The 26,023-nt window shown below is 68.5% G+C and carries 24 protein-coding genes; 12 read left to right on the plus strand and 12 right to left on the minus strand.

The window, feature by feature from the left end; translation table 11 throughout:
* Positions 1-8 precede the first annotated feature (8 nt).
* From AC1RU4_RS06270 to AC1RU4_RS06280, 3 genes are all read right to left on the minus strand, one after another.
* Positions 9-926, minus strand: a complete 918-nt coding sequence (locus AC1RU4_RS06270; RefSeq protein ID WP_492890182.1) for a branched-chain amino acid ABC transporter permease — start codon at positions 924-926, stop codon at positions 9-11.
* 378 nt (positions 927-1,304) lie between these two features.
* Positions 1,305-2,495, minus strand: coding sequence for a BaiN/RdsA family NAD(P)/FAD-dependent oxidoreductase (locus AC1RU4_RS06275; RefSeq protein WP_492890183.1), 1,191 nt, complete (start codon positions 2,493-2,495; stop codon positions 1,305-1,307).
* Complete coding sequence (locus AC1RU4_RS06280; protein WP_492890184.1) at positions 2,492-3,574, minus strand: lysine-2,3-aminomutase-like protein; 1,083 nt, start codon at positions 3,572-3,574, stop codon at positions 2,492-2,494. The genes AC1RU4_RS06275 and AC1RU4_RS06280 overlap by 4 nt, the downstream gene beginning before the upstream one ends.
* A gap of 114 nt (positions 3,575-3,688) precedes the next feature.
* On the opposite strand from AC1RU4_RS06280, the gene AC1RU4_RS06285 reads away from it, so the two are divergent.
* The 3 genes from AC1RU4_RS06285 to AC1RU4_RS06295 are packed head-to-tail and all read left to right on the plus strand — an operon-like array spanning position 3,689 to position 6,383.
* Positions 3,689-4,012 carry an XdhC family protein gene (locus AC1RU4_RS06285; protein WP_492890185.1) on the plus strand — a complete coding sequence of 108 codons (324 nt, stop codon included), beginning with the start codon at positions 3,689-3,691 and terminating at the stop codon, positions 4,010-4,012.
* Complete coding sequence (locus AC1RU4_RS06290; protein WP_492890186.1) at positions 4,012-4,713, plus strand: XdhC family protein; 702 nt, start codon at positions 4,012-4,014, stop codon at positions 4,711-4,713. The genes AC1RU4_RS06285 and AC1RU4_RS06290 overlap by 1 nt, the downstream gene beginning before the upstream one ends.
* Positions 4,710-6,383, plus strand: coding sequence for an NTP transferase domain-containing protein (locus tag AC1RU4_RS06295; protein WP_492890187.1), 1,674 nt, complete (start codon positions 4,710-4,712; stop codon positions 6,381-6,383). Before AC1RU4_RS06290 ends, AC1RU4_RS06295 begins: the two co-directional genes overlap by 4 nt.
* Before the next feature lie 9 nt (positions 6,384-6,392).
* Here AC1RU4_RS06295 and bcsS read toward each other — a convergent pair whose 3' ends face one another.
* Together bcsS and AC1RU4_RS06305 are read right to left on the minus strand one after the other, a co-directional pair.
* The gene (gene bcsS / locus AC1RU4_RS06300) at positions 6,393-7,136 is read right to left on the minus strand and encodes a cellulose biosynthesis protein BcsS (protein ID WP_492890188.1); all 744 of its coding nucleotides are present in this window, start codon (positions 7,134-7,136) and stop codon (positions 6,393-6,395) included.
* Positions 7,137-7,270: 134 nt separating this feature from the next.
* On the minus strand, positions 7,271-7,729 hold the full coding sequence (locus AC1RU4_RS06305; protein ID WP_492890189.1) for a DUF488 domain-containing protein: 459 nt from the start codon (positions 7,727-7,729) through the stop codon (positions 7,271-7,273).
* A 173-nt stretch (positions 7,730-7,902) separates the two neighbouring features.
* On the opposite strand from AC1RU4_RS06305, the gene AC1RU4_RS06310 reads away from it, so the two are divergent.
* Positions 7,903-9,387: a helicase HerA domain-containing protein gene (locus AC1RU4_RS06310; protein ID WP_492890190.1), complete on the plus strand. Its 1,485-nt coding sequence runs from the start codon at positions 7,903-7,905 to the stop codon at positions 9,385-9,387.
* 171 nt (positions 9,388-9,558) lie between these two features.
* On the opposite strand, the gene AC1RU4_RS06315 is transcribed toward AC1RU4_RS06310, so the two are convergent.
* The 3 genes from AC1RU4_RS06315 to AC1RU4_RS06325 all read right to left on the minus strand — a co-directional run bounded on the left by AC1RU4_RS06315 (position 9,559) and on the right by AC1RU4_RS06325 (position 13,077).
* Entirely contained in the window at positions 9,559-10,887 is a 1,329-nt protein-coding gene (locus AC1RU4_RS06315; protein WP_492890191.1) for a TRAP transporter large permease, read from the minus strand.
* Entirely contained in the window at positions 10,887-11,507 is a 621-nt protein-coding gene (locus AC1RU4_RS06320; RefSeq protein WP_492890192.1) for a TRAP transporter small permease subunit, read from the minus strand. The genes AC1RU4_RS06315 and AC1RU4_RS06320 overlap by 1 nt, the downstream gene beginning before the upstream one ends.
* A 424-nt stretch (positions 11,508-11,931) precedes the next feature.
* Positions 11,932-13,077: a TRAP transporter substrate-binding protein gene (locus tag AC1RU4_RS06325; protein ID WP_492890193.1), complete on the minus strand. Its 1,146-nt coding sequence runs from the start codon at positions 13,075-13,077 to the stop codon at positions 11,932-11,934.
* A 270-nt stretch (positions 13,078-13,347) separates the two neighbouring features.
* Between AC1RU4_RS06325 and AC1RU4_RS06330 the strand changes: the two genes are divergently transcribed.
* The 5 genes from AC1RU4_RS06330 to AC1RU4_RS06350 all read left to right on the plus strand — a co-directional run bounded on the left by AC1RU4_RS06330 (position 13,348) and on the right by AC1RU4_RS06350 (position 19,567).
* Entirely contained in the window at positions 13,348-15,555 is a 2,208-nt protein-coding gene (locus AC1RU4_RS06330; RefSeq protein WP_492890194.1) for an esterase-like activity of phytase family protein, read from the plus strand.
* A gap of 295 nt (positions 15,556-15,850) precedes the next feature.
* Positions 15,851-16,498, plus strand: a complete 648-nt coding sequence (locus tag AC1RU4_RS06335) for a TetR/AcrR family transcriptional regulator (RefSeq protein WP_492890195.1) — start codon at positions 15,851-15,853, stop codon at positions 16,496-16,498.
* The gene (locus tag AC1RU4_RS06340) at positions 16,495-17,460 is read left to right on the plus strand and encodes an HlyD family secretion protein (protein WP_492890196.1); all 966 of its coding nucleotides are present in this window, start codon (positions 16,495-16,497) and stop codon (positions 17,458-17,460) included. The genes AC1RU4_RS06335 and AC1RU4_RS06340 overlap by 4 nt, the downstream gene beginning before the upstream one ends.
* Positions 17,457-18,407, plus strand: a complete 951-nt coding sequence (locus AC1RU4_RS06345) for an ABC transporter ATP-binding protein (protein ID WP_492890197.1) — start codon at positions 17,457-17,459, stop codon at positions 18,405-18,407. Before AC1RU4_RS06340 ends, AC1RU4_RS06345 begins: the two co-directional genes overlap by 4 nt.
* Entirely contained in the window at positions 18,404-19,567 is a 1,164-nt protein-coding gene (locus tag AC1RU4_RS06350) for an ABC transporter permease (protein WP_492890198.1), read from the plus strand. Before AC1RU4_RS06345 ends, AC1RU4_RS06350 begins: the two co-directional genes overlap by 4 nt.
* Before the next feature lie 196 nt (positions 19,568-19,763).
* On the opposite strand, the gene AC1RU4_RS06355 is transcribed toward AC1RU4_RS06350, so the two are convergent.
* The 3 genes from AC1RU4_RS06355 to groES all read right to left on the minus strand — a co-directional run bounded on the left by AC1RU4_RS06355 (position 19,764) and on the right by groES (position 22,492).
* Complete coding sequence (locus tag AC1RU4_RS06355) at positions 19,764-20,072, minus strand: GIY-YIG nuclease family protein (RefSeq protein WP_492890199.1); 309 nt, start codon at positions 20,070-20,072, stop codon at positions 19,764-19,766.
* Between the two features lie 363 nt (positions 20,073-20,435).
* Positions 20,436-22,082, minus strand: a complete 1,647-nt coding sequence (groL, locus tag AC1RU4_RS06360) for a chaperonin GroEL (protein ID WP_492890200.1) — start codon at positions 22,080-22,082, stop codon at positions 20,436-20,438.
* A gap of 95 nt (positions 22,083-22,177) precedes the next feature.
* Positions 22,178-22,492, minus strand: a complete 315-nt coding sequence (groES, locus tag AC1RU4_RS06365; protein WP_492890201.1) for a co-chaperone GroES — start codon at positions 22,490-22,492, stop codon at positions 22,178-22,180.
* Positions 22,493-22,808: 316 nt separating this feature from the next.
* Between groES and AC1RU4_RS06370 the strand changes: the two genes are divergently transcribed.
* Together AC1RU4_RS06370 and AC1RU4_RS06375 are read left to right on the plus strand one after the other, a co-directional pair.
* Complete coding sequence (locus tag AC1RU4_RS06370) at positions 22,809-23,096, plus strand: usg protein (RefSeq protein WP_492890202.1); 288 nt, start codon at positions 22,809-22,811, stop codon at positions 23,094-23,096.
* Positions 23,097-23,261: 165 nt separating this feature from the next.
* On the plus strand, positions 23,262-23,831 hold the full coding sequence (locus AC1RU4_RS06375) for an exopolysaccharide biosynthesis protein (RefSeq protein WP_492890203.1): 570 nt from the start codon (positions 23,262-23,264) through the stop codon (positions 23,829-23,831).
* A 34-nt stretch (positions 23,832-23,865) separates the two neighbouring features.
* Here the strand turns inward: AC1RU4_RS06375 and AC1RU4_RS06380 are convergent, their stop codons facing one another.
* Positions 23,866-24,009, minus strand: a complete 144-nt coding sequence (locus AC1RU4_RS06380) for a hypothetical protein (protein WP_492890204.1) — start codon at positions 24,007-24,009, stop codon at positions 23,866-23,868.
* Between the two features lie 638 nt (positions 24,010-24,647).
* Between AC1RU4_RS06380 and oxlT the strand changes: the two genes are divergently transcribed.
* Positions 24,648-25,955, plus strand: coding sequence for an oxalate/formate MFS antiporter (gene oxlT, locus AC1RU4_RS06385; RefSeq protein ID WP_492890205.1), 1,308 nt, complete (start codon positions 24,648-24,650; stop codon positions 25,953-25,955).
* Positions 25,956-26,023: the final 68 nt, after the last annotated feature.

Below are 26,023 nucleotides of genomic sequence, written 5' to 3' on the forward strand. Positions count from 1 at the left end.
GCGTTGCCTCACACCTTCTCGACTTCCGGCCGGCCGAGCAGGCCCTGCGGCAGGAAGATCAGCGTGATGGCCAGGATGGAGAACGCCGCGACGTCCTTGTATTCGATGGAGAAATAGGCCGACCAGAAGGTCTCGATGAGCCCGATCAGCAGGCCGCCGAGCACCGCGCCGGGCAGCGAGCCGATGCCGCCGAGCACGGCGGCGGTGAACGCCTTCACGCCCGGCACGAAGCCGTCGGCGAAATTGGCGACGCCGTAATACATCAGGTACATGGTGCCCGCGACCGCCGCCAGCGCCGCGCCGATGACGAAGGTCAGCGAGATGGTGTGGTCGACATTGATGCCGAGCAGCGCCGCCATCTTGCGATCCTGCTCCACCGCGCGCTGGGCGCGGCCCAGCGAGGTCTTCTGCACCAAGTACCAGAAGCCGAACAGCAGCACCGAGGTCAGCACCATGATGATGATCTGCTTCCAGGCGAGCGTGACCTGATAGCCGTTGGTCTCCATCACCACGATCACGTCGGTGATCATCGGCGGCACCGGCTTGTTGCGCGGGCCCTGCGAGACCTGGACGAAATTGGCGAGGAAGATCGACATGCCGATGGCGGAGATCATCGGCGCCAGGCGGAAGGAGCCGCGCAGCGGCCGGTACGCCACCCGCTCGATCGCCCAGTTCATCAGCGAGGTGAAGAACATCGCCACGATCAGCACGATGAACAGCGCCAGGAAGATCGAGGTGATCCCCATGACCGTCGTCACCAGCAGGAAGCAGATGAGCGCGATGAAGCTCGACACCATGAACACGTCGCCATGGGCGAAATTGACCATGCCGATAATGCCGAAGACCATGGTGTAGCCGATGGCGATCAATCCGTAGATCGACCCCAGGGTCAGCCCATTGATGAGCTGCTGAACAAAGACGTCCATGATGAATGTCGGCTCCCCTCAGCCGCTGACAATGCCCGTGCCCCGGATGGTTTGCCCATATTGTGATCGTGCCCGGGGGTTGAGCTTTCCTGAGTCTTAGCGTGCGTCGCGTTCCGATACAATTCGATCAAAAGACGAAATGCAAATGATCGAAAGAAGTGATGCTTCGCCGTCATTATCCCGTCATTCATCGAAAATTCGAAGCGTTTCAGGCGCTTGGACCCGGTTGCCGGCGGCCCGCCCACGCACGCCTGCCTTGCATCGACAGTGGGGATATCCTCCCGGCGGCGGTTATTGAATGGCCGAGCAACAGGTTTGTACACAGGACGACGCGACGGTCGGCCCGGTCAATACGCCGGCGAATCGGCATGCACGGCTTCAGGCCGCTTGGCCGGCCGCCCAGCCCGAGGACCAGGCCCACTGGAAATTGTAGCCGCCAAGCCAGCCGGTGACGTCGACCGCCTCGCCGATGACATACAGGCCGGGCACGGCGCGCGCCTGCATCGTCCGCTGGTCGAGCCCGACGGTGTCGACGCCGCCGAGCGTAACCTCGGCGGTGCGGTAGCCCTCCGAGCCGGTGGGCTTCAGCCGCCAGTCGTTCACCGAATTAGCGAGTTCGCGCAATGCCTTGTCGGAAAGGTCGGCGAGGTTGCGGCCGGGGGCGTGGGTGTCGGCGACGAGCTGCGCCAGCCGGCGGGGCAGGAAGCCGACCAGCGCGGTGGCCGGCGCCTGCCGGCCATTGGCGGCGCGCGCGGCCTTCATCTCGGCGAGCATGTCGACGCCGGGCGCCAGCGACAGCGCGATCTCGTCGCCCTCGCGCCAATAGGAGGAGACCTGCAGGATCGCCGGGCCGGACAGGCCGCGATGGGTAAACAGCAGCGCCTCCTCGAAGACCGTGCGCCCAAGCGCGACCCGCGCGGGCAGGCCGATGCCGGCGAGCGGCGCCAGCTTCTCCAGCAGCACCGGGTCGAGGGTCAGCGGCACCAGCGCCGGGCGGGTGGAGGTGACCGCCAGGCCGAAGCGCGCGGCGATGTCGTAGCCGAAGCCGGTGGCGCCCATCTTCGGGATCGACTTGCCGCCGGTGGCGACGACGAGGCTCTCGCAGGCCAGCGGGCCGGACGAGGTGTCGAGGCGGAAGCCGTCCTCGGTCTTCGACGGCAGGGCGGCCGTGGTGCCGAGCCGCAACTCGCCGCCGGCGTCGCGGAGCTCGCGCAGCAGCATGTCGACGATCTGCCGCGCCGAGCCGTCGCAGAACAATTGCCCGAGCGTCTTCTCGTGGAAGGCGATGCCGTGGCGGCGCACCAGCGCGATGAAATCATGCTGGGTGTAGCGCCTGAGCGCCGAGATGCAGAAGCCGGGATTGGCGGAGAGATAGTTGCGCGGCGCGGCATCGAGATTGGTGAAATTGCAGCGTCCTCCGCCGGATATGCGGATTTTCTCACCTGGCGCGCGAGCATGGTCGATCACCAGCGTGCGCCGGCCGCGCCGGGCGGCCTCGATGGCGCACATCAGGCCGGCGGCGCCGGCGCCCAGCACCACGACGTCCCGGTTCTCCGGCCGCGCGCTCATGCGTCGGCGGAAGGGTCGTAGGCGTGGATCCGGCCGCAATAATCGGTTACGCGCCAGCCTTCCGGCGCCGGCTCGATATAGCCGGGCCCGATCGGCACCTTGCCGTGGCCGCCGGGAATGTCGAGCACATAGGTCGGCAGGGCGAGGCCGGAGACCCGCCCGCGCAGCGCCCGCATCAGCTCCTGCCCGCGCTCGACCGGCAGGCGGAAATGCGCGGTGCCGGGGGCGAGGTCGGGATGGTGCAGGTAATAGGGCTTCACCCGCGATTCCACCAGGGCGCGGAACAGGGCGGCGAGCGTGTCGGCCTCGTCGTTCACCCCCGCCAGCAGCACGCTCTGGCCGACCAGCGCGATGCCGGCATCGGCGAGACGGGCCAGCGCCGCGCGCACCGGCGCGTCGAGCTCGCTCGCATGGTTGGCGTGGACGGCGACATAGGTGGCGAGGCCGGGCATGCGCAGCGCCTCGACCAGCGCGCCGGTGACGCGCTCGGGGGCGGCGACCGGCACGCGGGTGTGGAAGCGCACGACCCTGACATGGCCGATGGCGGCCAGCCGCTGCATCAGCCCGCCGAGCCGGCGCGGCGCCGCCATGAACGGGTCGCCGCCGGTGACGATCACCTCCCAGATTTCCTTGTGGTCGGCGACATAGGCGAGGGCGCGGTCGAGCGCCTCCTCCGACAGGCTGGCCTCGGCGCCCGGACCGACCATCTCGCGGCGGAAGCAGAAGCGGCAATAGACGGCGCAGACGCCGACCAGCTTCAGCAGCACCCGGTCCGGGTAGCGATGCACGATGCCCGGCACCGGGCTGTGCGCCTCGTCGCCGATCGGGTCGGCGAGTTCCTGCGGGCGCTCGTCGAGCTCGCGCGCATCCGGCAGGAACTGGCGGGCGATGGGGCCGTCGGGCGCGCCGGGAACGATCTTCGCCGCCAGCGAGGCGGTGACGGCGATCGCGTAGCGCTGCCCGACCGCCTCCAGCGTCGGATCGGCCGGCAGCAGCCCGGCCTCCACCAGCGCGCCGGCGCTGCGCAGCGTGCGCGGCAGCGCCGGAACGGGCGAAAGCGAAGCCGGGGTGGGTCTCACGGTGGGTTTCATGCGCGCCGATGTCATGGCGTCCTTGTGACCGTTTCCGCCTTTATGGGCAAGGCATGCGCGGCCATGCTGCGCTATGCTCGGGGCGAGAGAAGGAGACGACGCATGTCCGCACGCGAGGACGACGTTCTGGAATCCGCCGCCCGCTGGCGCCGCGAGGGCCGCGGCGTGGCGCTGGCGACGGTGGTGGAGACCTGGGGCTCGGCGCCGCGCCCGGTCGGCAGCCATCTGGTCATCGACGAGGCCGGCGGCTTCCTCGGCTCGGTGTCCGGCGGCTGCGTCGAAGGCGCGGTGGTGGCCGAGGCGGCGGAGGTGATCGCCGACGGCAAGCCGCGCCTGCTGGAATTCGGCGTCGCCGACGCTACCGCCTGGCAGGTCGGGCTGTCCTGCGGCGGCCGCATCGCCGTCTATGTCGAGAAGCTGAACTGATGGACCTGTCGCTGCTGGAAGAGCTGAACGCCGAGCGCGCGGCGCGGCGCGCCTGCGTGGTGGTCACCGAATTCGAGGATGGCCGGCAGCGGCTGGTGCGGGCGGCGGCGGCGGCGGCCGATCCCCTCGCCGCGCCGCTTGCCGAGGCGCTGCGCACCGGCAGGAGCACGCTGCTCACGCTCGGAAACCAGCGCATCTTCCTCGCCGTCGAGGTGCCGGCGCCGCGGCTCGTCATCACCGGCGCCGTGCATATCGCCCAGGCGCTGGCGCCGATGGCGCGCCTTGCCGGACTGAACGTCATGATCGTCGATCCACGCACCGCCTTCGCGACGCCGGAACGCTTCCCGGATGTCGAGATTCGCGCCGAATGGCCGGATGTGGTGCTGCCGACGCTCGGGCTCGACCGCTTCACCGCGGTGGCGGCGCTGACCCACGACCCCAAGATCGACGACCCGGCGCTGATCGAGGCGCTGGCGCGCGGCTGCTTCTATGTCGGCGCGCTCGGCTCGCGGCGCACCCACGCGACGCGGCTCGACCGTCTGGCCGGCAAGGGCGTCGCGCGCGAGGCGCTGGCCCGCATCCACGCGCCGATCGGCCTCGACATCGGCGGCGCCACGCCGGCGGAGATCGCCGTCTCCATCATCGCCGAGATCGTCGGCGAGCTGCGCCGCAAGCCGGCGGCCGGCGAGCGGGCGGCATGAAATTCGGCTGCGTGCCGCTTGCCGAGGCCGAAGGGGCGGTGTGCGTGCACTCGCTCAGGCTGCCGGGCCTCGAACTGCGCAAGGGCACCCGGCTCGACGCCGGCATGCTGGAGCGCCTCGCCGCGCAGGGCGTCGGCGACATCGTGGTGGTGCGGGAAGAGCCGGGCGACGTCGCCGAGGACGTGGCGGCGGCGCGGGTGGCGGCTTCCATTGCCGGGCCGGAAGCGCAGCCGGACCCGGCCTTCACCGGCCGCGCCAATATCCGCGCGCGGCGGGCCGGGCTGGTGAAGGTCGACCGCGCCGGCATCGATGCGCTCAACGCCGTCGACGAGGCGGTGACGCTGGCGACCCTGCCGCCATTCCGGCCGGTGCAGCAAGGCGAGATGATCGCCACGGTGAAGATCATTCCCTTCGCGGTGGCGGAATCCGCCATGGCGGCGGTCGAGGCGCGGCTCGCCGAGGCGCCGCCGCTGGTGGAGGTGGTGCCGTTCAAGCTCACGCGGGTGGCGGTGATCTCGACGCTGCTGCCCGGCCTCGGCGAGAAGGTGATCGCCAAGACGCTGCGGGTCACCGGCGCCCGGCTCGCCATGGCCGGCGCGCATATCGCCTACGAGCAGCGCGTGCCGCACAGTGCCGAGGGGGTGCGCGACGGGCTGGAGCGGGCGCGCGCCAGCGGGGCGGAGCTGATCCTCGTGTTCGGCGCCTCGGCGATCGCCGACCGGCGCGACGTCATTCCGGCCGGGCTGGAATCGGCGGGCGGCATCATCGAGCACTTTGGAATGCCGGTGGATCCGGGTAATCTGCTGCTTACCGGCCGGCTCGGAACGCTGCCGGTGCTGGGTGCGCCGGGATGCGCCCGCAGCCCGAGGGAGAACGGCTTCGACTGGGTGCTGCACCGGCTGCTGGCCGGGCTCGCCGTCTCGCGGGCCGACATCGTCTCGATGGGAGTAGGAGGGCTCTTGATGGAAATCCCGTCTCGTCCGCAGCCGCGCGAAGGCTCGGCGCCGACCGGCGGCCCGACGGCCGCCGTCGTGCTCGCCGCCGGACGCGGCACCCGCATGCCGGGCGCCCACAAGCTCACCGTGCCGCTCGACGGCGAGCCGATGATCCGCCGGGTGGTGCTGTCGGCGCTCGCCTCGCATGCGCGCCCGGTGATCGTGGTCACCGGCCATGATTCGTCGAGGCTGCGGGCGGCGCTCGCCGGCCTCCCGGTGCATATCGTGCACAACCAGGCCTATGCGGACGGGCTGTCGACCTCGATCCGCGTCGGCATCGGTGCGGTGCCGCCGGAGGCCGGGGCGGCGGCGCTGCTGCTCGCCGACATGCCGAAGGTCTCGGCCGGCCTGATCGACCGGCTGATCGCGGCGCTGGAGGCGAAGCCCGGCGCCATCGCCGCCGCGCCGTCGAGCGAGGGGCGCCGCGGCAACCCGGTGGTGTGGGCGCGGCGCATGTTCCCGGCGCTGATGGCGCTGACCGGCGATGTCGGCGCCCGCCACCTGCTCGCCGAGAATGCCGAGGCGGTGGCCGATGTCGAGGTGAGCGACGATGCCGCCTTCGTCGATGTCGACACGCTCGACGAGCTGCACGCGCTGGAACTGCACCACATCGCCGAGAGCGCCCGCGTCGACGCCCGCCCGGCCCTCGACGGCATGGAGGCCGAGGACGCCTGAGGCCTCCCCTCAGAACGGCGCGTAGAGCGACAGCGTGCCATAGGCGCCGTCCGGGCTGTCGCTGCTCCAGCGCCAGCCGCCGGCGGCGCGCCATTGCCGGCCGGGCAGGGGATTCGCGATGTAGAGCCCGGCGCCGGCGGTGTTGGAGAACCAGTCGGTGGAGGCCGCGGCCTCGGTGCCGAATTCGATCCAGTCGGCCAGCTTCCGGCCCGCCGTGGCGCGCAGCGTGGCGGTCTCGTCGGCCGTGGAGGCGCCGGCGGCGGCGGTGGCCACCCAGTCCGGCGCCGGCCGGTAGAACCATTCGGCGACCGCCTTCAACCCGACATGGCTGCCCTGGTCGCGGTTGGACGGGTCCGGCCGGTCGAGCGTGTCCTCGCGGAAATTGACGCCGCCATAGAGCGCGAGCGCGTGCGCGCCAAAGAAGAACTGCCGGCCAGCCAGCACTTCGCCCTCGGTCTTCGAGGCGTCGTTCCAGCCTCCCGGCACATAGTCGGTGCTGTAGGAATAACGCCCGGCGCCGCCCTGGACGCGCAGGCGAAAACCCTCCTCGTTCATGGTGCCGAAGGGCGCCCAGGCGGCGCCGGCCCAGCCATAGGAGGTGTCGCGGGCGATATCGACGCCGGAATAGAAATACGTCCGGTCGACGAAGAGGTTGCGGATGGCGAGCTCCTCGGCGCCGGCAAGCGTGCCCGCCCCGGCGGCCGCCATGCCGACGAGGATCTGCCGCAATGCCAGCCGGCCAAGGCCCGCCATGCCGTTCCGATCCGGTTGTGGAGTTCCGTCCTTCGCTCCATCCGAGCATCCGGCCGCCGCCTCGGCAATCGACCGGCGCGCGCGCATCCGATAAATGCACGCATGAGATGCATATAAATTGTCGCGGTATGACGTTACAGCGGCGAGGGCATCAGATGCGTCACCGGTACCTCGACCCGCTCGCAGACGAGATCGGCCACCAGCAACCGGTGGCAATGCTCGGGATGGCGCTCGAAGCACAGCAGGCAGACCCGCCGTCCGGCGCCGACGAGGCGGACCAGCTCGTCCATCTCCTCGATGGCGACGGGCGTCGCCAGATGCTCGGCATAGATGCGCCGCATGGTCTCGTGATGGCCGGAGCGCGCCGCCTGCCTTCCCTCCGCCGGCGTGCCGAGGCCGCGCAGATGCAGGTAGGAGATGCCGCGCTCCTCGACGCCGGCGGCGAGCTGGCGCTTGGAAAAGCCCGGCCGGCGAGAGTTCGCCACCGCCCGCACGTCGACCAGCAGCTCGACGCCCGCATTGGCGAGCTCGTCGAGCACCGCCGAGGCGTTGACCTGTTCGTAGCCGATGGTGAAGAGCGCCGTGCCGGACATGCCGCCAGATTGTCCGAGCCGCGGCCCGAAGTCGATGCCCGTCGTCGATGTCCTCTTGCCGGGACGGCGCGAATCTGTGGACTTCTCCCGATCCGCCGCTCGCCGCCGCCGCGCAGGTGATAGAGCGGAGCGGGGACAATGGCACACGAGACAATCGGGACCAGAAGCAGGCAATGACCATCGCCATCGAGCTCGGGACCAGCACGGCCGGACAGCCGGTGCGGCTCGATCTGGAGGAGCTTCTCTCGACCCGCCTGCTGGTGCAGGGCAATTCCGGGTCCGGCAAGTCGCATCTGCTGCGCCGACTGCTGGAGCAGAGCGCCGGCCATGTGCAGCAGGCGATCATCGACCCGGAAGGCGATTTCGTCGGGCTGGCCGAGCGCTTCGGCCATGTGGTGATCGACGCCGAGCGCACCCAGAGCGAGATCGGCCGCATCGCCGCCCGCATCCGCCGGCATCGCGCCTCGGTGGTGTTCAACCTCGAAGGGCTCGACGCCGACGCGCAGATGCGCTCGGCCGCCGCCTTTCTCGGCGGCCTGTTCGACATCGAGCGCGACTACTGGTTCCCCATGCTCGTCGTGGTCGATGAGGCGCAGCTCTTCGCCCCCGCCGGCGCGGCGGAAATCTCCGAGGAGGCGCGGCGCGCCTCGCTCTCGGCGATGACCAATCTGATGTGCCGCGGCCGCAAGCGCGGCCTTGCCGGCGTCATCGCCACCCAGCGCCTCGCCAAGCTGGCCAAGAACGTGGCGGCCGAGGCCTCCAACTTCCTGATGGGCCGCACCTTCCTCGATATCGACATGGCGCGCGCGGCCGACCTGCTCGGCATGGAGAAGCGGCAGGCGGAAAGCTTCCGCGATCTCAATACCGGCTCCTTCGTGGCGCTCGGCCCGGCCTTGTCGCGCCGGCCGCTGCCGGTGAAGATCGGCTTCGTCGAGACCGGCACCCGCAACGGCCGCCCGGCGCTGATGCCGCTGCCGGACATGGCGTCCGGCGACATGCAGGACCTGATCTTCGACGATAGCGGCCTGCCGGCGCCGGCCCCCGCCACGCGGCCGGCCGGCCCCTCCGCCGAGGAGGTGCTGGCGCGGCTGGAGAACGCCGCGGCGCCGGTCGCCGCCCCGCACGACCCGGAGGCGGCCGCCGCCCTGGATGCCGAGCGCGAGGCGCTGGTGGAGGAGATCGTGCGCCAGTTCCTCGCCGACCCCGAGGCGCCGTTCCGCTCGGCGGCGACGCTCTATCCCGATTTCCTGGTGCATTGCCGGGTGCGCCGGGTCGGCTCGCGCATTCCCGACCTCGCCGAGTTCACCCGCCGCCTCGCCATCGCCCGCGCCGGCCTCGACGGGATCGAGGAGGGGCGCGACGGCGACTGGCGCCGCGCCGTCGAGCAGGCGGCGGGGCTGCCGGAGGAGATGCAGGGCGTGTTCCTGCTGCTCGCCCGCGCCGGCATGGAGGGGGCGCCTTCGCCGGCCGACGAGGCGCTCGCCCGCGCCTATGGCAGCCGCTCGCCCTCGCGCGGGCGCTGGCTGCTGACCTATATGGAAGAGCGCGGCCACCTCGTCTGCGAGGCGGATTTCCGCGGCCGCCGGGTGGTGCGCTTCCCCGCGCTCGGCTGGAAGACCGCGCCGGGCGACCCGAAGGGCGCCTCGGCGACGGCGTGACGGGCCGATGGGAATGGAGGGGCGGAGGCGTGCGTGCTTCGAGGCTCGCTCCGCTCGCACCTCAGCATGACGAAGGTTCTTCGTCGAAATATCGACCCTCGTCATCCTGAGGTGCCCGGCGCCGCCGGGCCTCGAAGGACGCACCCACGCGCGCCGCTCGCAAACCTCTGCTCATCCCCCGTAGAGATAGTTCGGCAGCCACAACGCGATGCCGGGGAAGATGTAGAGCAGCGCCATCGCCACGACCACAATGGCGATGAACGGCATGACGCCGGAGAAGATCTCGTCGATCGACACGTGCTTGGGCGCCACGCCCTTCAGGTAGAACGGCGCCATGGCCACCGGCGGCGACAGGAACGAGGTCTGCAGGTTCAGCGCCACCAGCACCCCGAAGAAGATCGGGTCGATGCCGAAATGGTCGAGCAGCGGCAGGAAGATCGGCAGGAAGATCACAATGATCTCCGTCCATTCCAGCGGCCAGCCGAGGATGAAGATGATCACCTGGGTCAGCAGCAGGAAGCCGATCGGCCCGAGGTCGAGCGACATGATGAACTCTTCCACCACCCGCTGACCGCCGAGCAGCGCGAACACCGCCGAGAACACCGCCGAGCCGACGAACAGCCAGCACACCATCGCCGAGGCACGGGCGGTGAGGAACACCGAGTCCTTCAGCTTGGTGAAGTCGAAGCTGCGATAGGCCAGCGCCAGCAGCACCGCGCCCAGCGCGCCGATCGCCGCCGCTTCCGAGGGCGTGGCGAGGCCGAGGATGATGCAGCCGAGCACCGAGGTGATCAGCAGCACCAGCGGCAGGAACGAGGTCAGCAGCGCCCAGACGACGGTCAGCGCCGGCACATGGCGCTCCGCCGCCGGCAGCTTCGGCGCCAGCGACGGGTTCAGCACGGCACGGACGATGACATAGGTCATGTACATCAGCGCGAGGCCGACGCCGGGGATGAAGGCGGCGGCATAGAGCTTCACCACCGACACGCCGGCGGTGGCGCCGTAGAGGATCAGCATCACGCTCGGCGGGATGAGGATGCCGAGGCAGCCGCCGGCGCAGACCACGCCGGCGGCGAGCCGCGTGTCGTAGCCGGCGCGCAGCATCGCCGGGAAGGCCAGCAGCCCCATCAACGTCACCACCGCGCCGACGATGCCGGTGGCGGTGGCGAACAGCGCGCAGGTGATCAGCGTCGCCACCGCCAGCGAGCCGGGCAGCCAGCCGGCGGCGAGCTGGATCGAGCGGAACAGCCGGTCGAGGATGTTGGCCCGCTCGACCACATAGCCCATGAACAGGAACAGCGGGATCGAGATGAGCACGTCGTTCGCCATCACCGAATAGGTGCGCTGCACGAACAGGTTGAAGATGCTGTCGCCCTGGGTGAAGTAGCCGAAGCCCACGCCCAGCGCCATCAGCGTGAAGGCGATGGGGAAGCCGAGCATCAGGAAGATCAGGAACAGCACCAGCATCAGGATGCCGAGGGCGGGCTCGGACAGGAACATCACAGCGCTCCCCGCGTGGTGGCTTCGCGCTCGGCCTCGTTGAGGGCGGCCTCTTTCCGGGCGGCGGCCTCTTCGAGGATGACCTTCTCCAGCTCCTCGACATCGTGCAGGCGCTGCGGCCAGTCGCCTCCGCGGATGCAGATGATGCACCGCACGACCTCGACGACCCCTTGCGCGAGCATCATCACGCCGACGATGGGGATGATCGCCTTGAACGGCCAGATCACCGGCCCGTCCGGGCTGAACGAGGAATGCTCGTTGAGCATGTAGGAGAGCTGGAAATAGCCCCAGCCGGAATAGATCAGCGCCAGGATGCCGGGGAAGTAGAACAGGAAGTACAGGACGAGGTCGACCTTGGCCTGCGTCACCGGGCGCCAGTTGCGGTAGAGGAAGTCGCCGCGCACATGGCCGTTGCGCGAGAGCGTATAGGCGCCCGCCATCATGAACAACGCGCCATACAGCATCAGGCTGACATCGTAGGCCCAGGTGGTGGGGTCGCGCAGTATGTAGCGGCGGAACACTTCGTAGCAGATCGCCAGCGTCAGGATGACGATGCACCAGGCGAAGGCCTTGCCGATGAAGGCGTTCAGCCGGTCGACGGCGAGGAGGATGGATTGCATGGAGTGGCCTCGGGGAGGGGGCGGCGGCAGGCGCTCGGACGGTGAGGTTGCACGGAAAAGCCCTCTCCCCGCCGGGGAGAGGGTTGGGTGAGGCGGAGGGCGCCCCGGACCTCGGGAGCTTCTGCCGACCCGCCACACTCGGCGGGACGGTCCCGCCCGGCCGGCTGCCGGCGCATCCCCCTCACCGACCCGCGAAGCCTGTCCTCGGGCTCGCCGAAGGCGAGACCCGTGGGTGGGCCACCTCTCCGCCGAAGCCGGACGTTTCCAGCTCCGGCCCTGCCGGAGCCGAACCCGGCTGCAGCCGGGTTCGGGCGGGGAGAGGAAAAGAGCGCCGGCCGCGCGGCACGGCACGTCGATGGAAGTCGTCGGCAAGGGTTCGCGCCATTTCGGGCATGGCACGCACCCCCGCCGCCTCGCCCCGCCCTCAGGCGGAGGGGAAGAAGTGGTCGTAGGCCATCCTCGAATCCGGCTCGTATTGCAGCCGGAAGCCGACGATGCGCTGCGCCCACGCCTTCTGGCTGTCGACCACCTTCTTGAACACCGGATCGGCGGAGAGGTTGGCGATCACCGTGTCCCACGCCTTGAGCTGCGCCTCCAGCACCGGCTTGGGCGTCGGCAGCACCTTCACCCCGCGCGCCTTGATCGCCTCCAGGTCCTTGGAGTAGCGGTCCTGCGCCTTCCACATCATGGTGGAGGAGGTGGCGTCGGCCGCCGCCTTGATGATCTCCTGCACGTCCGGCGGCAGGCTGCCGTACTTGGTCTTGTTGAACAGGATCTCGAAACATTCGAGCGCCTGGTGGTAGCTCTGGATCATGTAGACCTTGGCGACATCGGGGAAGCCGAGCACCAGGTCGGAGGAGGGGTTGTTGAATTCGGCGCCCTCCAACAGGCCGCGGTCGATGGCCGGCACGATCTCGCCGCCGGGCACGATGGTGACCGCCGCGCCGAGCTCCTTGAACAGGTCGGCGCCGAGGCCGACCGTGCGGTACTTCATGCCCTTCATCTGGTCGATGCTGGTAATCTCGGTCTTGAACCAGCCGAGCGGCTGGCTCGGCATCGGGCCGGAGAGCATGCCGACCACGTTGAGCTTCAGCGTGTTCTGCACGAGGTCGTCATAGAGCTGCTGGCCGCCGCCATAGCGTACCCAGCCGAGCAGCTCGTCGGCATCCCAGCCGAAGGCGGGGGCGGTGCCGAACAGCGAGAAGGCCTTGTTCTTGCCGTACCAATAGGCGGCGACGCCGTGGCCGCCGTCGAGAATGCCGGCCGAGACGGCGTCCAGCATCTGGAAGGCGGGCACCACCGCGCCGGCGGGCAGCAGGTCGAGCTCGACGCGCCCGCCGGTCATGCCGTTCACCCGCTTGACGAAGTCGCCGGCGAATTCGTGGAAGATGTCCTTGTTCGGCCAGGTCGACTGGAATTTCAGCTTGATCGGCGCCTGTGCGTGCACGGCCGGCGCGGCGACGGCGACGGCGGTGGCGCCGGCCGCCGCCGCAGCCGTGGCGATGAAGCGGCGGCGGGACGGGGTGGCATTCTCGCGCGCGTCGGCGTTCTTCCCTGACGTATCGGTCATGGGGCGGTTCCTCCTGTGGCGTGTCCTCCGCGGGCGTCACGCCCGCCGGGCGGCGCTTTTCGCGCTCTGACCCGATGCGATCAGCAGACGATGACCCAGGGGCAAGCGCAAGTCCTAATTGGTCAATCTGCGACATTTCGGCTGATACGAAAGTCGCAATCGCCACGGCCCGCCACCGCCTTTTCGCCGCAACTGTCATCGGCGTGTCATCGCCGCCGGCTTTGAAGGCCGCAGAGCGGGCTGACCCCGCGTCAGGATGAGGATCCTTCCATGCGCTCGATTTTGATGGCCGGCGTGTCGCTCGCGGTGCTCGGCGCCGGCGCGGCGATGGCGCAGACCGCGCCCCCCAGCTTCAACCGCATCGCCACCTTCAACGTGATCGACAACCTGCCCGCCGGCGCCGACGCCAAGGCGAGCACCGCGGCCGAGATCATCACCGTGACCGAGGACGGGCGCACGCTCGTCTACACCGACAGCCCCGGCAAGCGCCTCGGCCTGATCGACATCTCCGAGGCCGGCGCGCCCAGGCCGGCCGGCATCGTCGCGCTCGACGGCGAGCCGACCTCGGCGGTGGTGATCGGCTCCAAGGCCTATGTCGGCGTCGTCACCTCCGAATCGAAGGAGAAGCCCTCGGGCTTCCTCGCCGTGGTCGACCTCGCGACCCGCAAGGTCGAGGCCGCCTGCGACCTCGGCGGCCAGCCCGATTCGCTGGCCAAGAGCCCGGATGCGTCCTTCCTCGCCATCGCCATCGAGAACGAGCGCGACGAGGAGAAGAACGACGGCGCCATCCCGCAGCTTCCCGCCGGCAACCTCACCTATTTCCCGCTTCAGGGCGGCGCCCTCGACTGCGCGGCCAGGAAGGTGGTCGACATGACCGGCCTCGCCGCCGTGGCGCCGGAAGATCCCGAGCCGGAATTCGTCGACATCAACGCCCGCAACGAGGCGGTGGTGACGATGCAGGAGAACAACCACATCGCCATTGTCGACCTGACCACCGGCAAGGTGACGGCGCATTTCTCCGCCGGCACCGTCGATCTCGACAGGATCGACGTGAAGAAGGACGGCGTCGTCGACCTCACCGGCAAGATGGCCGCCGTGCCGCGCGAGCCCGACGCCGTGCAGTGGATCGACGACAACCGCTTCGTCGTCGCCGACGAGGGTGACTGGAAGGGCGGCACCCGCGGCTTCACCGTGTTCGACAAGACCGGCAAGCTGGTATTCGCCTCCGGCACCGCGCCCGAGCACATGGCGGTGCGGCTCGGCCACTATCCCGAGAAGCGCAACAAGAAGGGCATCGAGATGGAGGGCGCGGAAGTCGCGACCTTCGGCGGCGACAAGCTGATCTTCGCCGGCTCCGAGCGCGCCTCGCTGGTGTTCGTCTATCGCGACAAGGGTGAGGGGCAAGCGCCCGAACTGCTTCAGGTCCTGCCCGGCGGCATCGGTCCCGAGGGCCTGCTCGCCATTCCCGGCCGCGACCTGTTCGTGACCGCCAGCGAGACCGACCTGCGCGAAGACGGCGGCATCGGCTCGGTGGTCACGCTCTATCAGCGCGCGCCCGGCGCGCCGAGCTACCCCACCATCCTCTCCGAGAACGACGCCAGCGGCCTGCCGATCTGGTGGGGGGCGCTCTCCGGCTTCGCCGCCGACGCCAAACAGCCCGGCAAGCTCTATGCGGTGACCGACAGCGCCTATGCGCAGGCCCGCATCCTTACCGTCGACGCCACCGCCAGGCCGGCGAAGATCACCGGCGCCCTGGTGATCACCCGCGACGGCCAGCCGGCCAAGGGACTCGACCTCGAAGGCATCGCGGTGCGGCCGGAAGGCGGCTTCTGGGTCGCCTCCGAGGGCAACCCGGAAAAGAAGGAAAACCCGACGCAGAATCTGCTGGTGCGGGTGAATGCCGACGGCTCCATCGCCGAGGAGATCGCGCTGCCGGAAGCGCTGGCGTCGCAGGCCAGCCGCTACGGCTTCGAGGGCGTGACCGTCACCGGCACCGGCACCGAGGAGACGGTGTGGCTCGGCGTGCAGCGTGAGTGGAAGGACGACCCCAAGGGTAGCGTGAAGCTCATCGCCTACAAGCCGGCGACCAGGAGCTTCGCCTATGTGCGCTATCCCCTGGAGAAGGCGGAAAAGGGCTGGGTCGGCATTTCCGAGCTCACCGCCTACAAGGACGGGCTCGTCGTGGTCGAGCGCGACAACCAGGTCGGCCCGAGTGCCCGGCTGAAGAAGCTGTTCTTCGTGTCGCTGAACGGCGTCACCCCGGTGGCGGTCGGCAGCGAGGCGGCTCCGCCGGTGCTGGCCAAGCGCGAGGCGAAGGACCTGCTGCCGCTGCTGCAGGCGCCGAAGGGCTATGTGCTCGACAAGATCGAGAGCTTCGCCCTCGACGCCGCCGGCAACGCCTATATCGTCACCGACAATGACGGCGTCGACGGCTCCTCGGGCGAGACGCAGTTCATCCCGCTCGGCGCCTTCAACTGACGGAAGCTCAAATGCACCCTCATTCCGGGGTTTGCCCCGGGGACCCAGCCTCTACGCGGGTGCGAGCAAGACAGTTTGTGTGCCCGGGTCGAGCCCCGGCATGAGGGCAGAGAAAGTCGCATTCGATCGGCCGGACTGAATGATGAGTCAGGCCCTGAGCAGAGGCGCGCCCGGCAAGGGCGCGACAGATGATCGGACGGGCGCCCCATGCGGGCGCCCGCTTCTTTTTTATCCGCTTCTCTCGCATCCCGATATACTATAATGACTGACCGGTCAGTCATTATAGGTCGTTGTCATGTCCGACCCTGTCGACCCTCCCGGGAAGGCGCCGGCGCGCAAGCGGCCGGACGCGCAGCAGCGCCGGCGTGCCATTCTCGATGCCGCGCTCGCGGTCTTCGCCGAGCACGGCTTCAACGGCGCCCGCATGGAGGATGTCGCCCGCCGCGCCGGCATCGCCAAGGGCACGCTCTATCTCTACTTCACCGACAAGACCGCGCTGTTCGAGGGGCTGGTGCACGACGCCGCCGACCCGATCCTCGGCGCCCTGGAGCGCGAATTCGCCGGCTTCGAGGGCTCGACCCGCGACTTCCTGTTCATGATGTTCGCGCATATCCAGTCGGAGGCGATCGCCACCCCGCGCCGGCACATCATCCGGCTGATGCTGGCCGAGGGCGAGCGCTTCCCGCACATCGCCGATTTCTACTATCGCGAGGTGGTCTCGCGCGGGCTCGGCCTGTTGCGCGCGATCAATGCGCGGGCGCTCGAACGCGGCGAGATAACCTCCGACGCGGCGCTGCGCTTTCCGCAATTGCTGATCGCGCCGCTCTTGCTGGCGGCGGCGTGGGACGGGCTGTTCGGGCGGCACGAGAAGCTCGATACGGCGGGCATGTTCATGGCCCATGCCGAGATCGTCATGCGTGGACTGGGCTGGAGGGACGCATGAGGCGGTTTTGGGCGATGGGGCGGTTCGCGATGGCGCTGTCGGCGCTGCTGGCGCTGGCGGGATGCTTCGACGCCGGCCCGACGCGCTATCAGGGCTATGCGGAAGCCGATCTGCTGTTCATCGGGCCCGATGAGGCCGGCCGCGTCACCGCGCTCAAGGTCGACGAGGGCGACCGGGTCGCCGCCGGCCAGCCGCTGTTCGAGGTCGACCCGGCGCTGCAGCAGGCCGATGTCGATGCGGCGAAGGCCAGCCTGGAGCAGGCCCGCTCCCAGCTCGCCAACCTGCAGGCGAGCGCGCAGAGGCCCGAGGAAGTGGCGGTGCTGGAGGCGGGCCAAAGGCGGGCCGCCGCCGCGCTCGACCTCTCGCGCATCGAGCTCGACCGCCAGAAGGACCTCTATGCCAAGCAGGTCGGCTCCAAGGCGGCGCTCGACACCGCCCAGCACACCTTCGACCAGAACCAGGCGGCGCTCGACGAGGTCGGCAAGCAGATCGACGTGGCCCGCATGGGGTCGCGCGAGGACCAGATCGCCGCCGCCGAGAAGGCGATCGACGCGGCGCAGGCGAGCCTCGCTTCCGCGCAGACCCGGCTCGATCGCCGCAAGCTGGGTGCCCCGGCGGAGGGGTCGGTGGAGACGGTGTATTTCCGTCCCGGCGAACTGGTGCCGGTCGGCCGGCCGGTGCTTTCCCTGCTGCCGCCCGGCCTGATCAAAATGCGCTTCTTCGTGCCGGAGCCGGACCTCGCCCGCTTTCGCCTGGGCGCCCGGGTGACGGTCACCTGCGACGGCTGCGAGGGGAGCGTCGCCGCGACGGTGAGCTATATCGCCACCGAGGCGGAATATACCCCGCCGGTGATCTACAGCCTCGACGAGCGCGCCAAGCTGGTCTTCCTGCTGGAGGCCCGGCCCGACGATCCGCTCGAGCTGCGCCCCGGCCAGCCGATCACCGTCGAGCTGGTGCCGTGAGCGAGGCGGCGGACAAGGCCCGTGACGCGCCCTACGCGATCGAGGTCGAGGGGCTGAGCAAGTCCTTCGGCGACCGCGTGGTGGTGCGCGACCTCACCATGCGGGTGAAGCGCGGCCAGATCTACGGCTTCCTCGGGCCGAACGGCTCCGGCAAGACCACCACCATCCGCATGCTGTGCGGGCTGCTGACCCCGGATTCCGGGCGCGGCACCTGCCTCGGCATGGACATCCTCACGCAGGCGCGCGCCATCCGCCGCCATGTCGGCTACATGACGCAGCGTTTCAGCCTCTATGCCGATCTCTCGGTGCGGGAGAATCTCGAATTCGTCGCCCGCGTCTATGGCGTGCCGGACCCGGCCGGCGCCGCGACCGCGGCGGTGGACCGGCTCGGCCTCACCGGGCGCGACCGCCAGCTCGCCGGCTCGCTCTCCGGCGGCTGGAAGCAGCGCCTCGCGCTCGGCGCCTGCATCCTGCCGTCGCCGGACCTGCTGCTGCTCGACGAGCCGACCGCCGGCGTCGATCCCAAGGCGCGCCGCGAATTCTGGGCGCAAATCCACGAGCTCGCCGCCGACGGGCTCACCGTGCTGGTCTCCACCCACTACATGGACGAGGCCGAGCGTTGTCACGAGATCGCCTATATCGCCTATGGCGAATTGCTGGCGCAGGGCACCGTCGACGCGGTGATCGCCGGCGCCGGCCTCGTCACCTGGAGCGTGTCGGGCGGCGATCCGGCGGCGCTGGCGCGCGAGCTCGCGGCCTTGCCGGGCATCGACATGGTGGCGCCGTTCGGGGCCAGCGTGCATGTCGGCGGCCATGACGCGGCGGCGCTGGAGGCGGCGATCGAACCCTTGCGCCAGCGGCAGGGCCTCGCCTGGCGGCGGGATGATCCGACGCTGGAGGACGTGTTCATCGATCTCATGAGCCGGTCGAAGGACAATTTCCGATGAGCCGCGTCGATGCCGCTTCCGGCTTCCTCCGGCGCATCGGCGCCATGATGCGCAAGGAGTTCCTGCAGCTGGCGCGCGACCGGATCTCGTTCGCCAGCATGCTCGGCATTCCGCTGCTGCAGCTGATCCTGTTCGGCTACGCCATCAACACCACGCCGCGCCACCTGCCGACCGCCGTGCTGGCCTATGAGGAGACCTCGCTCACCCGCTCGATCCTGGCGGCGATCGAGAACACCAAATATTTCGCGGTGGTCAGCCATCCCTCCAGCGCGGCGGAGGCGGATCACCTGATGCGCGCGGGCCGCGTGTCGTTCATCGTCGAGATCCCCGCCGGCTTCGAGCGGGCGGTGCGGCGCGGCGAGAGCCCCTCCATGCTGGTGGCGGCCGACGCCACCGATCCGGTCGCCTCCGGCAGCGCCATCGCCACCCTGCGCACGCTCGTCGAGACCTCGATCAAGCGCGAGCGCTTCGCGCAGGAAGGCGGGCCGAAGGGCTCCGGCCTCGAAGGCGCGCCGCCGTCCTTCGAGATCCTCACCCATGCCCGCTACAACCCGGCGGCGGTGACGCAGCTCAACATCGTGCCCGGCCTGCTCGGCACCATCCTCACCATGACCATGCTGATCTTCACGGCGCTCTCGGTCACGCGCGAGATCGAGCGCGGCACCATGGAGACGCTGCTGGCCATGCCGATCCGCCCGGTGGAGATCATGCTCGGCAAGATCGCGCCCTATGTGATGGTCGGGATAGGGCAGGCGTCGATGATCGTGGTGGCGGGGCTCTACCTGTTCGGGGTGCCGATGATCGGCTCGCCGGGGCTGCTGATCGCGCTGACCGTGCTGTTCATCATCGCCAACCTGTCGATCGGCTACACCTTCTCGACGCTGGCGCAGAACCAGCTGCAGGCGGTGCAGATGACCTTCATGTATTTCCTGCCGAACATCCTGCTGTCGGGCTTCATGTTCCCCTTCGCCGGCATGCCGATCTGGGCGCAGTACCTCTCCGAGACCATGCCGCTGACGCATTACCTGCGCATGGTGCGCGGCATCATGCTGAAGGGGGCGGATGCGGGCGACCTCGTGCGCGACATCGTCATGCTGGTGGCGATCATGCTGGTGGCGATGACCATAGCGGTGAAGCGTTTCCGGCAGACGCTGGATTGAGCGGGGGAGCGGGTGCGCCGCTTGAGCATCCTTCGAGGCCCGGCTGCGCCGGGCGCCTCAGGATGACGGGCTCGGATGGAACGCCGAATATGCGCAGGTGCCGAAACGGATAACCTAGTGAGCGACGTCATCCTGAGGTGCGAGCGCAGCGAGCCTCGAAGGATGCTTGAGCCATGCATCAGCGGGACCCGGTGTCCTATCCGCCAACGCCGTCCCTCGCCGAAGGCCGTCGGGCATGGCGGCTCACGGACACCCAATCGCCGCGCAAAAGCGCCTCCTTCTTCGCCCGGCTCCAGCCCTTCAACTGCCGCTCAACGGCAATCGCGTCCGTGACCGTGGCGAAATGCTCGGACCAGACCAGTTCGACAGGGCGCCGGGAGAAGGTGTAGCCGGGGAACACGCCATTGTGGTGCTCGTTCACCCGCTTTTCCAGGCTGTCGCCGGTGGAGGAGCCGACGTAGTAGGAACCGTCCGCACAACGCAGCATGTAGACGAAGGCACCCATGGGGTCGGCTCCCGGTCGACCATCCTTCGAGGCCCGGCTGCGCCGGGCACCTCAGGATGACGTGGCTCAGACGAAACGCAAGGAATTGCGGAAGCGCGCATGGAGCCTGCCGGCGGTCGTCGGCGATCGAAGACCTTTTTCACCGACATTCACTCGACCGTCATCCTGAGGCGCGAGCGCAGCGGGCCTCGAAAGATGTCTTCCGGGAGCCGCCCCTGCGCCCAAACGAAAAGGGCGCGGCTTTCGCCGCGCCCTTTCGAATTTCAAGAGCCGATGGGCTTGGATCAGAAATCCATGCCGCCACCGAAGCCGGGCAGGCCCGGCTTCGGTCCCGACCGATCCGCATGGGCGGAGTGGATTTCCTCAGAAATCCATGCCGCCCATGCCGCCCATGCCGCCGCCCGGCATGGCCGGAGCCGCGCCGGCCTTCTTCGGCAGCTCGGCGATCATCGCCTCGGTGGTGATCAGCAGCGAAGCCACCGACGCCGCGTTCTGGATCGCGGAACGCAGCACCTTGGCCGGGTCGATCACGCCCGCCTTGTACATGTCGACATATTCGCCGGTCTGGGCGTTGAAGCCGTAGGAGTAGCTGTCCTTCTCCAGAATGCGGCCGACGATCAGCGAGCCGTCCTCGCCGGCGTTGGACGCGATCTGGCGAGCCGGGTACTGCACCGCCTTGCGGACGATCTCGACGCCGGTCTTCTGGTCGGCATTGGCGGTCTTGACGCCGTCGAGCGACTTGATCGCGCGGAGCAGGGCGACGCCGCCGCCCGGCAGGATGCCTTCTTCAACGGCCGCGCGCGTGGCGTGCAGCGCGTCGTCGACGCGGTCCTTCTTTTCCTTCACCTCGATCTCGGTGGCGCCGCCGACGCGGATCACCGCGACGCCGCCCGCCAGCTTCGCCAGGCGCTCCTGCAGCTTCTCGCGGTCGTAGTCCGAGGAGGTCTCCTCGATCTGCGCCTTGATCTGCGCCACGCGGCCCTCGATGTCCTTCTTGGCGCCGTTGCCGTCGACGATGGTGGTGTTCTCCTTCTCGATCACCACCTTCTTGGCGCGGCCGAGCATGTTGAGGGTCACCGTGTCGAGCTTGATGCCGAGATCGTCGGAGATCGCGGTGCCGCCGGTCAGGATGGCGATGTCCTGCAGCATGGCCTTGCGACGGTCGCCGAAGCCCGGAGCCTTCACGGCCGCGACCTTGAGGCCGCCGCGCAGCTTGTTGACGACCAGCGTGGCCAGGGCCTCGCCCTCGATGTCCTCGGCGATGATGAGCAGCGGCTTGGAGGTCTGCACCACGGCTTCGAGAACCGGCAGCAGCTCCTGGAGGCCCGAGAGCTTCTTCTCGTGGATGAGGATGTAGGGATCCTCGAACTCGACGCGCATCTTCTCGGCATTGGTGATGAAGTAGGGCGAGAGATAGCCGCGGTCGAACTGCATGCCCTCGACGACGTCGAGCTCGGTCTCGGCGGTCTTGGCTTCCTCGACGGTGATGACACCCTCGTTCCCGACCTTCTGCATGGCCTCGGCGAGATACTTGCCGATTTCGGAATCGCCATTGGCGGAGATGGTGCCGACCTGGGCGATCTCGTCGTTGGAGGTGACCTTCTTGGCGTTCTTCTTCAGGTCCGCCACGATGGCCTCGACCGCGAGGTCGATGCCGCGCTTCAGGTCCATCGGGTTCATGCCGGCGGCCACCGACTTGGCACCTTCGCGGACGATCGCCTGGGCCAGCACGGTGGCGGTGGTGGTGCCGTCGCCGGCGAGGTCGTTGGACTTCGAGGCCACTTCGCGCACCATCTGGGCGCCCATGTTCTCGAACTTGTCCTCGAGCTCGATCTCCTTGGCGACGGTGACGCCGTCCTTGGTGATGCGGGGGGCGCCGAAGCTCTTCTCGATGACGACGTTGCGGCCCTTGGGGCCGAGCGTCACCTTCACCGCATTGGCGAGGATGTCGACGCCGCGCAGCATCTTGTCGCGCGCATCGCCGGAAAACTTGACTTCCTTGGCAGACATATCCTGAAACTCCGATGAGTTATGGGTTCGCGGTTCGGAGTCCGGGAGCCGCGCGGCGCTCTATCGGAGAGGCCGGGCTCGCGAACTCCGGCGGATCACGCGGCCTTCTTGGCCGAGCCGGCGCCCTCGACGATGCCGAGGATGTCGGATTCCTTCATGATGAGGTACTCGACGCCGTCGAGCTTCACCTCGGTGCCGGACCACTTGCCGAACAGCACGCGGTCGCCGGCCTTGACGTCGAGCGGGACGAGCTTGCCGGCTTCGTCGCGGGCGCCGGGGCCGACGGCGACGATTTCACCCTGCGAGGGCTTTTCCTTGGCGCTATCGGGAATGATGATCCCGCCTGCGGTCTTCTCTTCCGCATCGATACGCTTGACCACCACGCGGTCATGCAGGGGACGGAACTTCATCGGTTCTCTCCAGAAAGTCTTGAACGATCGGTGAATTTGCCGAACGACGCCGGTTCGGGCATCCATTGCGGATCTGCCGCCCCCATGCATCGTCGGCGTCCATCTAGGTGGCAGCCGGGAGGCGCGCAAGAGGTGGCGGCGGATTTTTAGCAGTCATTCCATGAGAGTGCCAGCACCGATTGGCGCCAGCTGTCAGCACTCTGTCGCCTATGCTGCCAGCGCATTGATATTGAACGGAAAATGCAAATTTTACGCTTGCCCGACTCCGGCGGTGCGCCCATCATTTCGTGGCTTTATTCGCGAAAGGAGGTTCCGCATGGCATCCGACGCTGCGCCGGTCTCGGCGGATTTCGTCAAGCAGATGAGCGGCTACGGCCTGACCACCGCCCACATTCTCTACCGCCGGCCCGACCATCTTTTTCTGCTCCAGACCTATCTCTGGCAGCACTACGATCTGTGTCCGCATTTCCCCGAGCTGACGCGTTTCCTCGATTTCTGGAAGCGCGAGCTGGAAGGGCCGCTGCATTCGGTGACGGTCAGCCATTCCCGGCTGATAAAGCCGGCGGAGCTGCGCCCGGTGGACGGTATTTTCCGGCTCAACTGAACCATGGGCGGAGATTGGCCGGCGGGCTTTCGTGCAGAATGCCCTCTCATTGCCGCTTTCAGCGTGTTATGAGGGCGCCTAACGAGGTGCCGACCGGGCGCCTTGCGGTGTCGTAGGCATTTGGTCAGGCTCGTGGATCATCGTTCTCCGCGCACGTCGGAGCTGTTGAGCGCGCTCGTCACCGCCCATTCGGCGGAACGGATCGGCGTCGGCGAAGTCGTGCACGCCCTGCGCAACCGTGCGTTCGGCCTGTCGCTGCTGCTGCTCGGCCTGCCGAACTGCCTGCCCATGCCGCCCGGCATCCCGGTGATCTGCGGCCTGCTCCTGTGCCTCGTCGGCGTGCAGATGACCATGGGGCGCGACGAGCTGTGGCTGCCGGGCTGGATCGCCCGCCGCACCTTCTCGCGGTCGCTGCTGGAAAAGGTGATCAACGGCGCGCTGCCGTGGATCCGCCGCTTCGAAGGCTATTCCCGCCCGCGGCTGTCATATTTTTCCAACGCCTCGGCGCGCCTCGTGGTGGGCGGGCTGGTGGTAGTGCTGGGGCTGCTGCTGCTGCTGCCCATCCCCATCTTCGGCAATCTGCCGCCGGGCATCGCGGTGTGCATTCTCGGCCTCGGCCTGGTCGAGCGCGACGGCGTCTTCATCTGCGCCGGCATCGTCGCCACGGCGATCAGCTTCGGCGTCATGGGCCTGCTGAGCTGGATGCTCTATCAGGGCGCGCTCGCGGTCATCTGAGCGCACCCCGCCGTCGATCGGGGAGGGCCGTGCCTCAGCCCGGCGGATCGATCTTCACGCCCTTCGGACCGACCTCGATCTGCATCGTGCTCTGGTCGCGCTCATAGGCCTGATAGGCGAAAACGCCGGCGACCACCGCCAGCACGGCGATGACGGCGTAAAGCACGGTTCGGTTCATGGTATCCCCTTATTGGCTTGCGGCGCGATGTCCGACTCGGACGGCTCCGCGCCGCATGACGAGTGGTACTGGAACGCCGGCCGCCGGCTCCGGGTTCCACCGCGCCGCGCGCCGCCTTGCCGCAGCGTCGACCGCATCTGCCTCTGCGACAGGGCCGCATCTTCCCTAGACGCCGGAACCGGAACGCCGCCCTTCGCGCCGTCGACGCGCAATGTCGCGCCGGACGAACCTTGCGTCATGCATCGCCCATTTCGGCACCGGGCCGGTCGCGTCCCGCATGATCGACATCGAGATACGTTCGTATGTAGCGACCTTACGGAAGGTATGCGGTCAAGAAATCGAATGTATATGCCCAGCGCACATAACGATTATTGTGTATTGACCGTGTCGAAAATTTAATTTGAGCAACATAATTGCTGTGGTATTTTGTGGACGGGCATAAAATGACCCGTCATCACCTGATGCGATCTAACCCGGCGTAAGTATTTACGTTCGGTCAGGTTGCGTTCACCGGCCCTGGGAAGCCGTTCTGAAAGGTGAGGGCGGAGCAATATGCACGGGCGGCGCCGCCGGCGTCCCGTCCCGCAAGCGGTCGGCAAAGAACCGTGGTTTTCAGCATTCAGGTCGAGGAAACACCGATGGACACCAACACACCGGCAATGCGCTCCTGGGAACCGTGGGTTCAGCTGGGCTGCGGCATCGTCTGCATGGCGATGATCGCCAATCTTCAATATGGCTGGACGCTGTTCGTCGATCCCATCGACGCCAAGCACCAGTGGGGCCGGGCCGCGATCCAGCTGGCCTTCACCATTTTCGTGCTCACCGAGACCTGGCTGGTGCCGATCGAGGCGTGGTTCGTGGACCGCTACGGCCCGCGCCTCGTCATCCTGTTCGGCGGCGTGATGATCTCGCTGTCCTGGATCACCAATTCCTACGCCGCCTCGCTGCCCATGCTCTATGCCGGCGCGGTGTTCGGCGGCATCGGCGCCGGCGCGGTCTACGGCACCTGCGTCGGCAACGCGCTGAAATGGTTCCCCTATCGCCGCGGCCTCGCCGCCGGCGCCACCGCGGCCGGCTTCGGTGCCGGCGCCGCGCTCACCGTGGTGCCGATCGCCGCGATGATCGCCACCCGCGGCTACGAGCAGGCGTTCTTCTGGTTCGGCATCGGCCAGGGCGCCATCGTCTGCGTGATGTCGTTCTTCCTTTATCCGCCCAAGCACAAGATCGCGCCGCCGAAGAAGGCGAGCACGCTGCCGCAGAGCAAGATCGACTACCGCCCGGCGCAGACCGTGACCAAGCCGGTGTTCTGGATGCTGTACCTCATGTTCGTCATGGTCGCCTCCGGCGGCCTGATGGCGGCGGCGCAGATCGGCCCGATCGCGCATGACCTCGGCGTCGCCGACGTGCCGGTGAACATCCTCGGCCTGCAGGCGGTGGCGCTGACGCTGGCGATCTCGCTCGACCGCATCTTCGACGGCTTCGGCCGGCCGATCTTCGGCTATGTCTCGGACCGCATCGGCCGCGAGAACACCATGTTCATCGCCTTCGGCACCGCCGCGGCGATGCTGCTGCTGCTCGTCTATCACGGCTCGAACCCGGTGATCTTCGTGATCGCCACCGCCTGCTTCTTCGGCGTGTTCGGCGAGATCTACTCGCTGTTCCCGGCGACCTGCGGCGACACGTTCGGCTCGAAATTCGCCGCGACCAATGCCGGCATGCTCTACACCGCCAAGGGCACGGCGGCGCTGCTGGTGCCGCTCGCCAGCGTGGTGGCGGCGCGCTACGGCTGGTACGCGGTGTTCGCCATCGCCGTCGGCCTCAACGCCATGGCGGCCTTCCTCGCCATGTTCGTGCTGAAGCCGCTGCGCAGCCGCTTCATCGCCCGCACGGCGAGCGAGACGGCTCCGGTTCAGGCGACGGCGGCGCACGGGCAGCCCGCGCACTGATACGCCTTCCCTGCACCCCATGGGTGTCGGTCAGCCCGGCGCGTCGGCCTTCAGGGCCGGCGCGCCGT

It is taken from the genome of Ancylobacter sp. GW821-FHT10E12 (genome assembly GCF_058809335.1).

Excerpts from the sequence above, each read along its gene's own strand:
- AC1RU4_RS06270 (WP_492890182.1), bottom strand. The coding sequence starts at position 926 with ATGGACGTCTTTGTTCAGCAGCTCATCAATGGGCTGACCCTGGGGTCG.
- AC1RU4_RS06275 (WP_492890183.1), bottom strand. The coding sequence starts at position 2,495 with ATGAGCGCGCGGCCGGAGAACCGGGACGTCGTGGTGCTGGGCGCCGGC.
- AC1RU4_RS06285 (WP_492890185.1), top strand. The coding sequence starts at position 3,689 with ATGTCCGCACGCGAGGACGACGTTCTGGAATCCGCCGCCCGCTGGCGC.
- AC1RU4_RS06290 (WP_492890186.1), top strand. The coding sequence starts at position 4,012 with ATGGACCTGTCGCTGCTGGAAGAGCTGAACGCCGAGCGCGCGGCGCGG.
- AC1RU4_RS06295 (WP_492890187.1), top strand. The coding sequence starts at position 4,710 with ATGAAATTCGGCTGCGTGCCGCTTGCCGAGGCCGAAGGGGCGGTGTGC.
- bcsS (WP_492890188.1), bottom strand. The coding sequence starts at position 7,136 with ATGGCGGGCCTTGGCCGGCTGGCATTGCGGCAGATCCTCGTCGGCATG.
- AC1RU4_RS06305 (WP_492890189.1), bottom strand. The coding sequence starts at position 7,729 with ATGTCCGGCACGGCGCTCTTCACCATCGGCTACGAACAGGTCAACGCC.
- AC1RU4_RS06310 (WP_492890190.1), top strand. The coding sequence starts at position 7,903 with ATGACCATCGCCATCGAGCTCGGGACCAGCACGGCCGGACAGCCGGTG.
- AC1RU4_RS06315 (WP_492890191.1), bottom strand. The coding sequence starts at position 10,887 with ATGTTCCTGTCCGAGCCCGCCCTCGGCATCCTGATGCTGGTGCTGTTC.
- AC1RU4_RS06320 (WP_492890192.1), bottom strand. The coding sequence starts at position 11,507 with ATGCAATCCATCCTCCTCGCCGTCGACCGGCTGAACGCCTTCATCGGC.
- AC1RU4_RS06325 (WP_492890193.1), bottom strand. The coding sequence starts at position 13,077 with ATGACCGATACGTCAGGGAAGAACGCCGACGCGCGCGAGAATGCCACC.
- AC1RU4_RS06330 (WP_492890194.1), top strand. The coding sequence starts at position 13,348 with ATGCGCTCGATTTTGATGGCCGGCGTGTCGCTCGCGGTGCTCGGCGCC.
- AC1RU4_RS06335 (WP_492890195.1), top strand. The coding sequence starts at position 15,851 with ATGTCCGACCCTGTCGACCCTCCCGGGAAGGCGCCGGCGCGCAAGCGG.
- AC1RU4_RS06340 (WP_492890196.1), top strand. The coding sequence starts at position 16,495 with ATGAGGCGGTTTTGGGCGATGGGGCGGTTCGCGATGGCGCTGTCGGCG.
- AC1RU4_RS06350 (WP_492890198.1), top strand. The coding sequence starts at position 18,404 with ATGAGCCGCGTCGATGCCGCTTCCGGCTTCCTCCGGCGCATCGGCGCC.
- AC1RU4_RS06355 (WP_492890199.1), bottom strand. The coding sequence starts at position 20,072 with ATGGGTGCCTTCGTCTACATGCTGCGTTGTGCGGACGGTTCCTACTAC.
- groL (WP_492890200.1), bottom strand. The coding sequence starts at position 22,082 with ATGTCTGCCAAGGAAGTCAAGTTTTCCGGCGATGCGCGCGACAAGATG.
- groES (WP_492890201.1), bottom strand. The coding sequence starts at position 22,492 with ATGAAGTTCCGTCCCCTGCATGACCGCGTGGTGGTCAAGCGTATCGAT.
- AC1RU4_RS06370 (WP_492890202.1), top strand. The coding sequence starts at position 22,809 with ATGGCATCCGACGCTGCGCCGGTCTCGGCGGATTTCGTCAAGCAGATG.
- AC1RU4_RS06380 (WP_492890204.1), bottom strand. The coding sequence starts at position 24,009 with ATGAACCGAACCGTGCTTTACGCCGTCATCGCCGTGCTGGCGGTGGTC.
- oxlT (WP_492890205.1), top strand. The coding sequence starts at position 24,648 with ATGGACACCAACACACCGGCAATGCGCTCCTGGGAACCGTGGGTTCAG.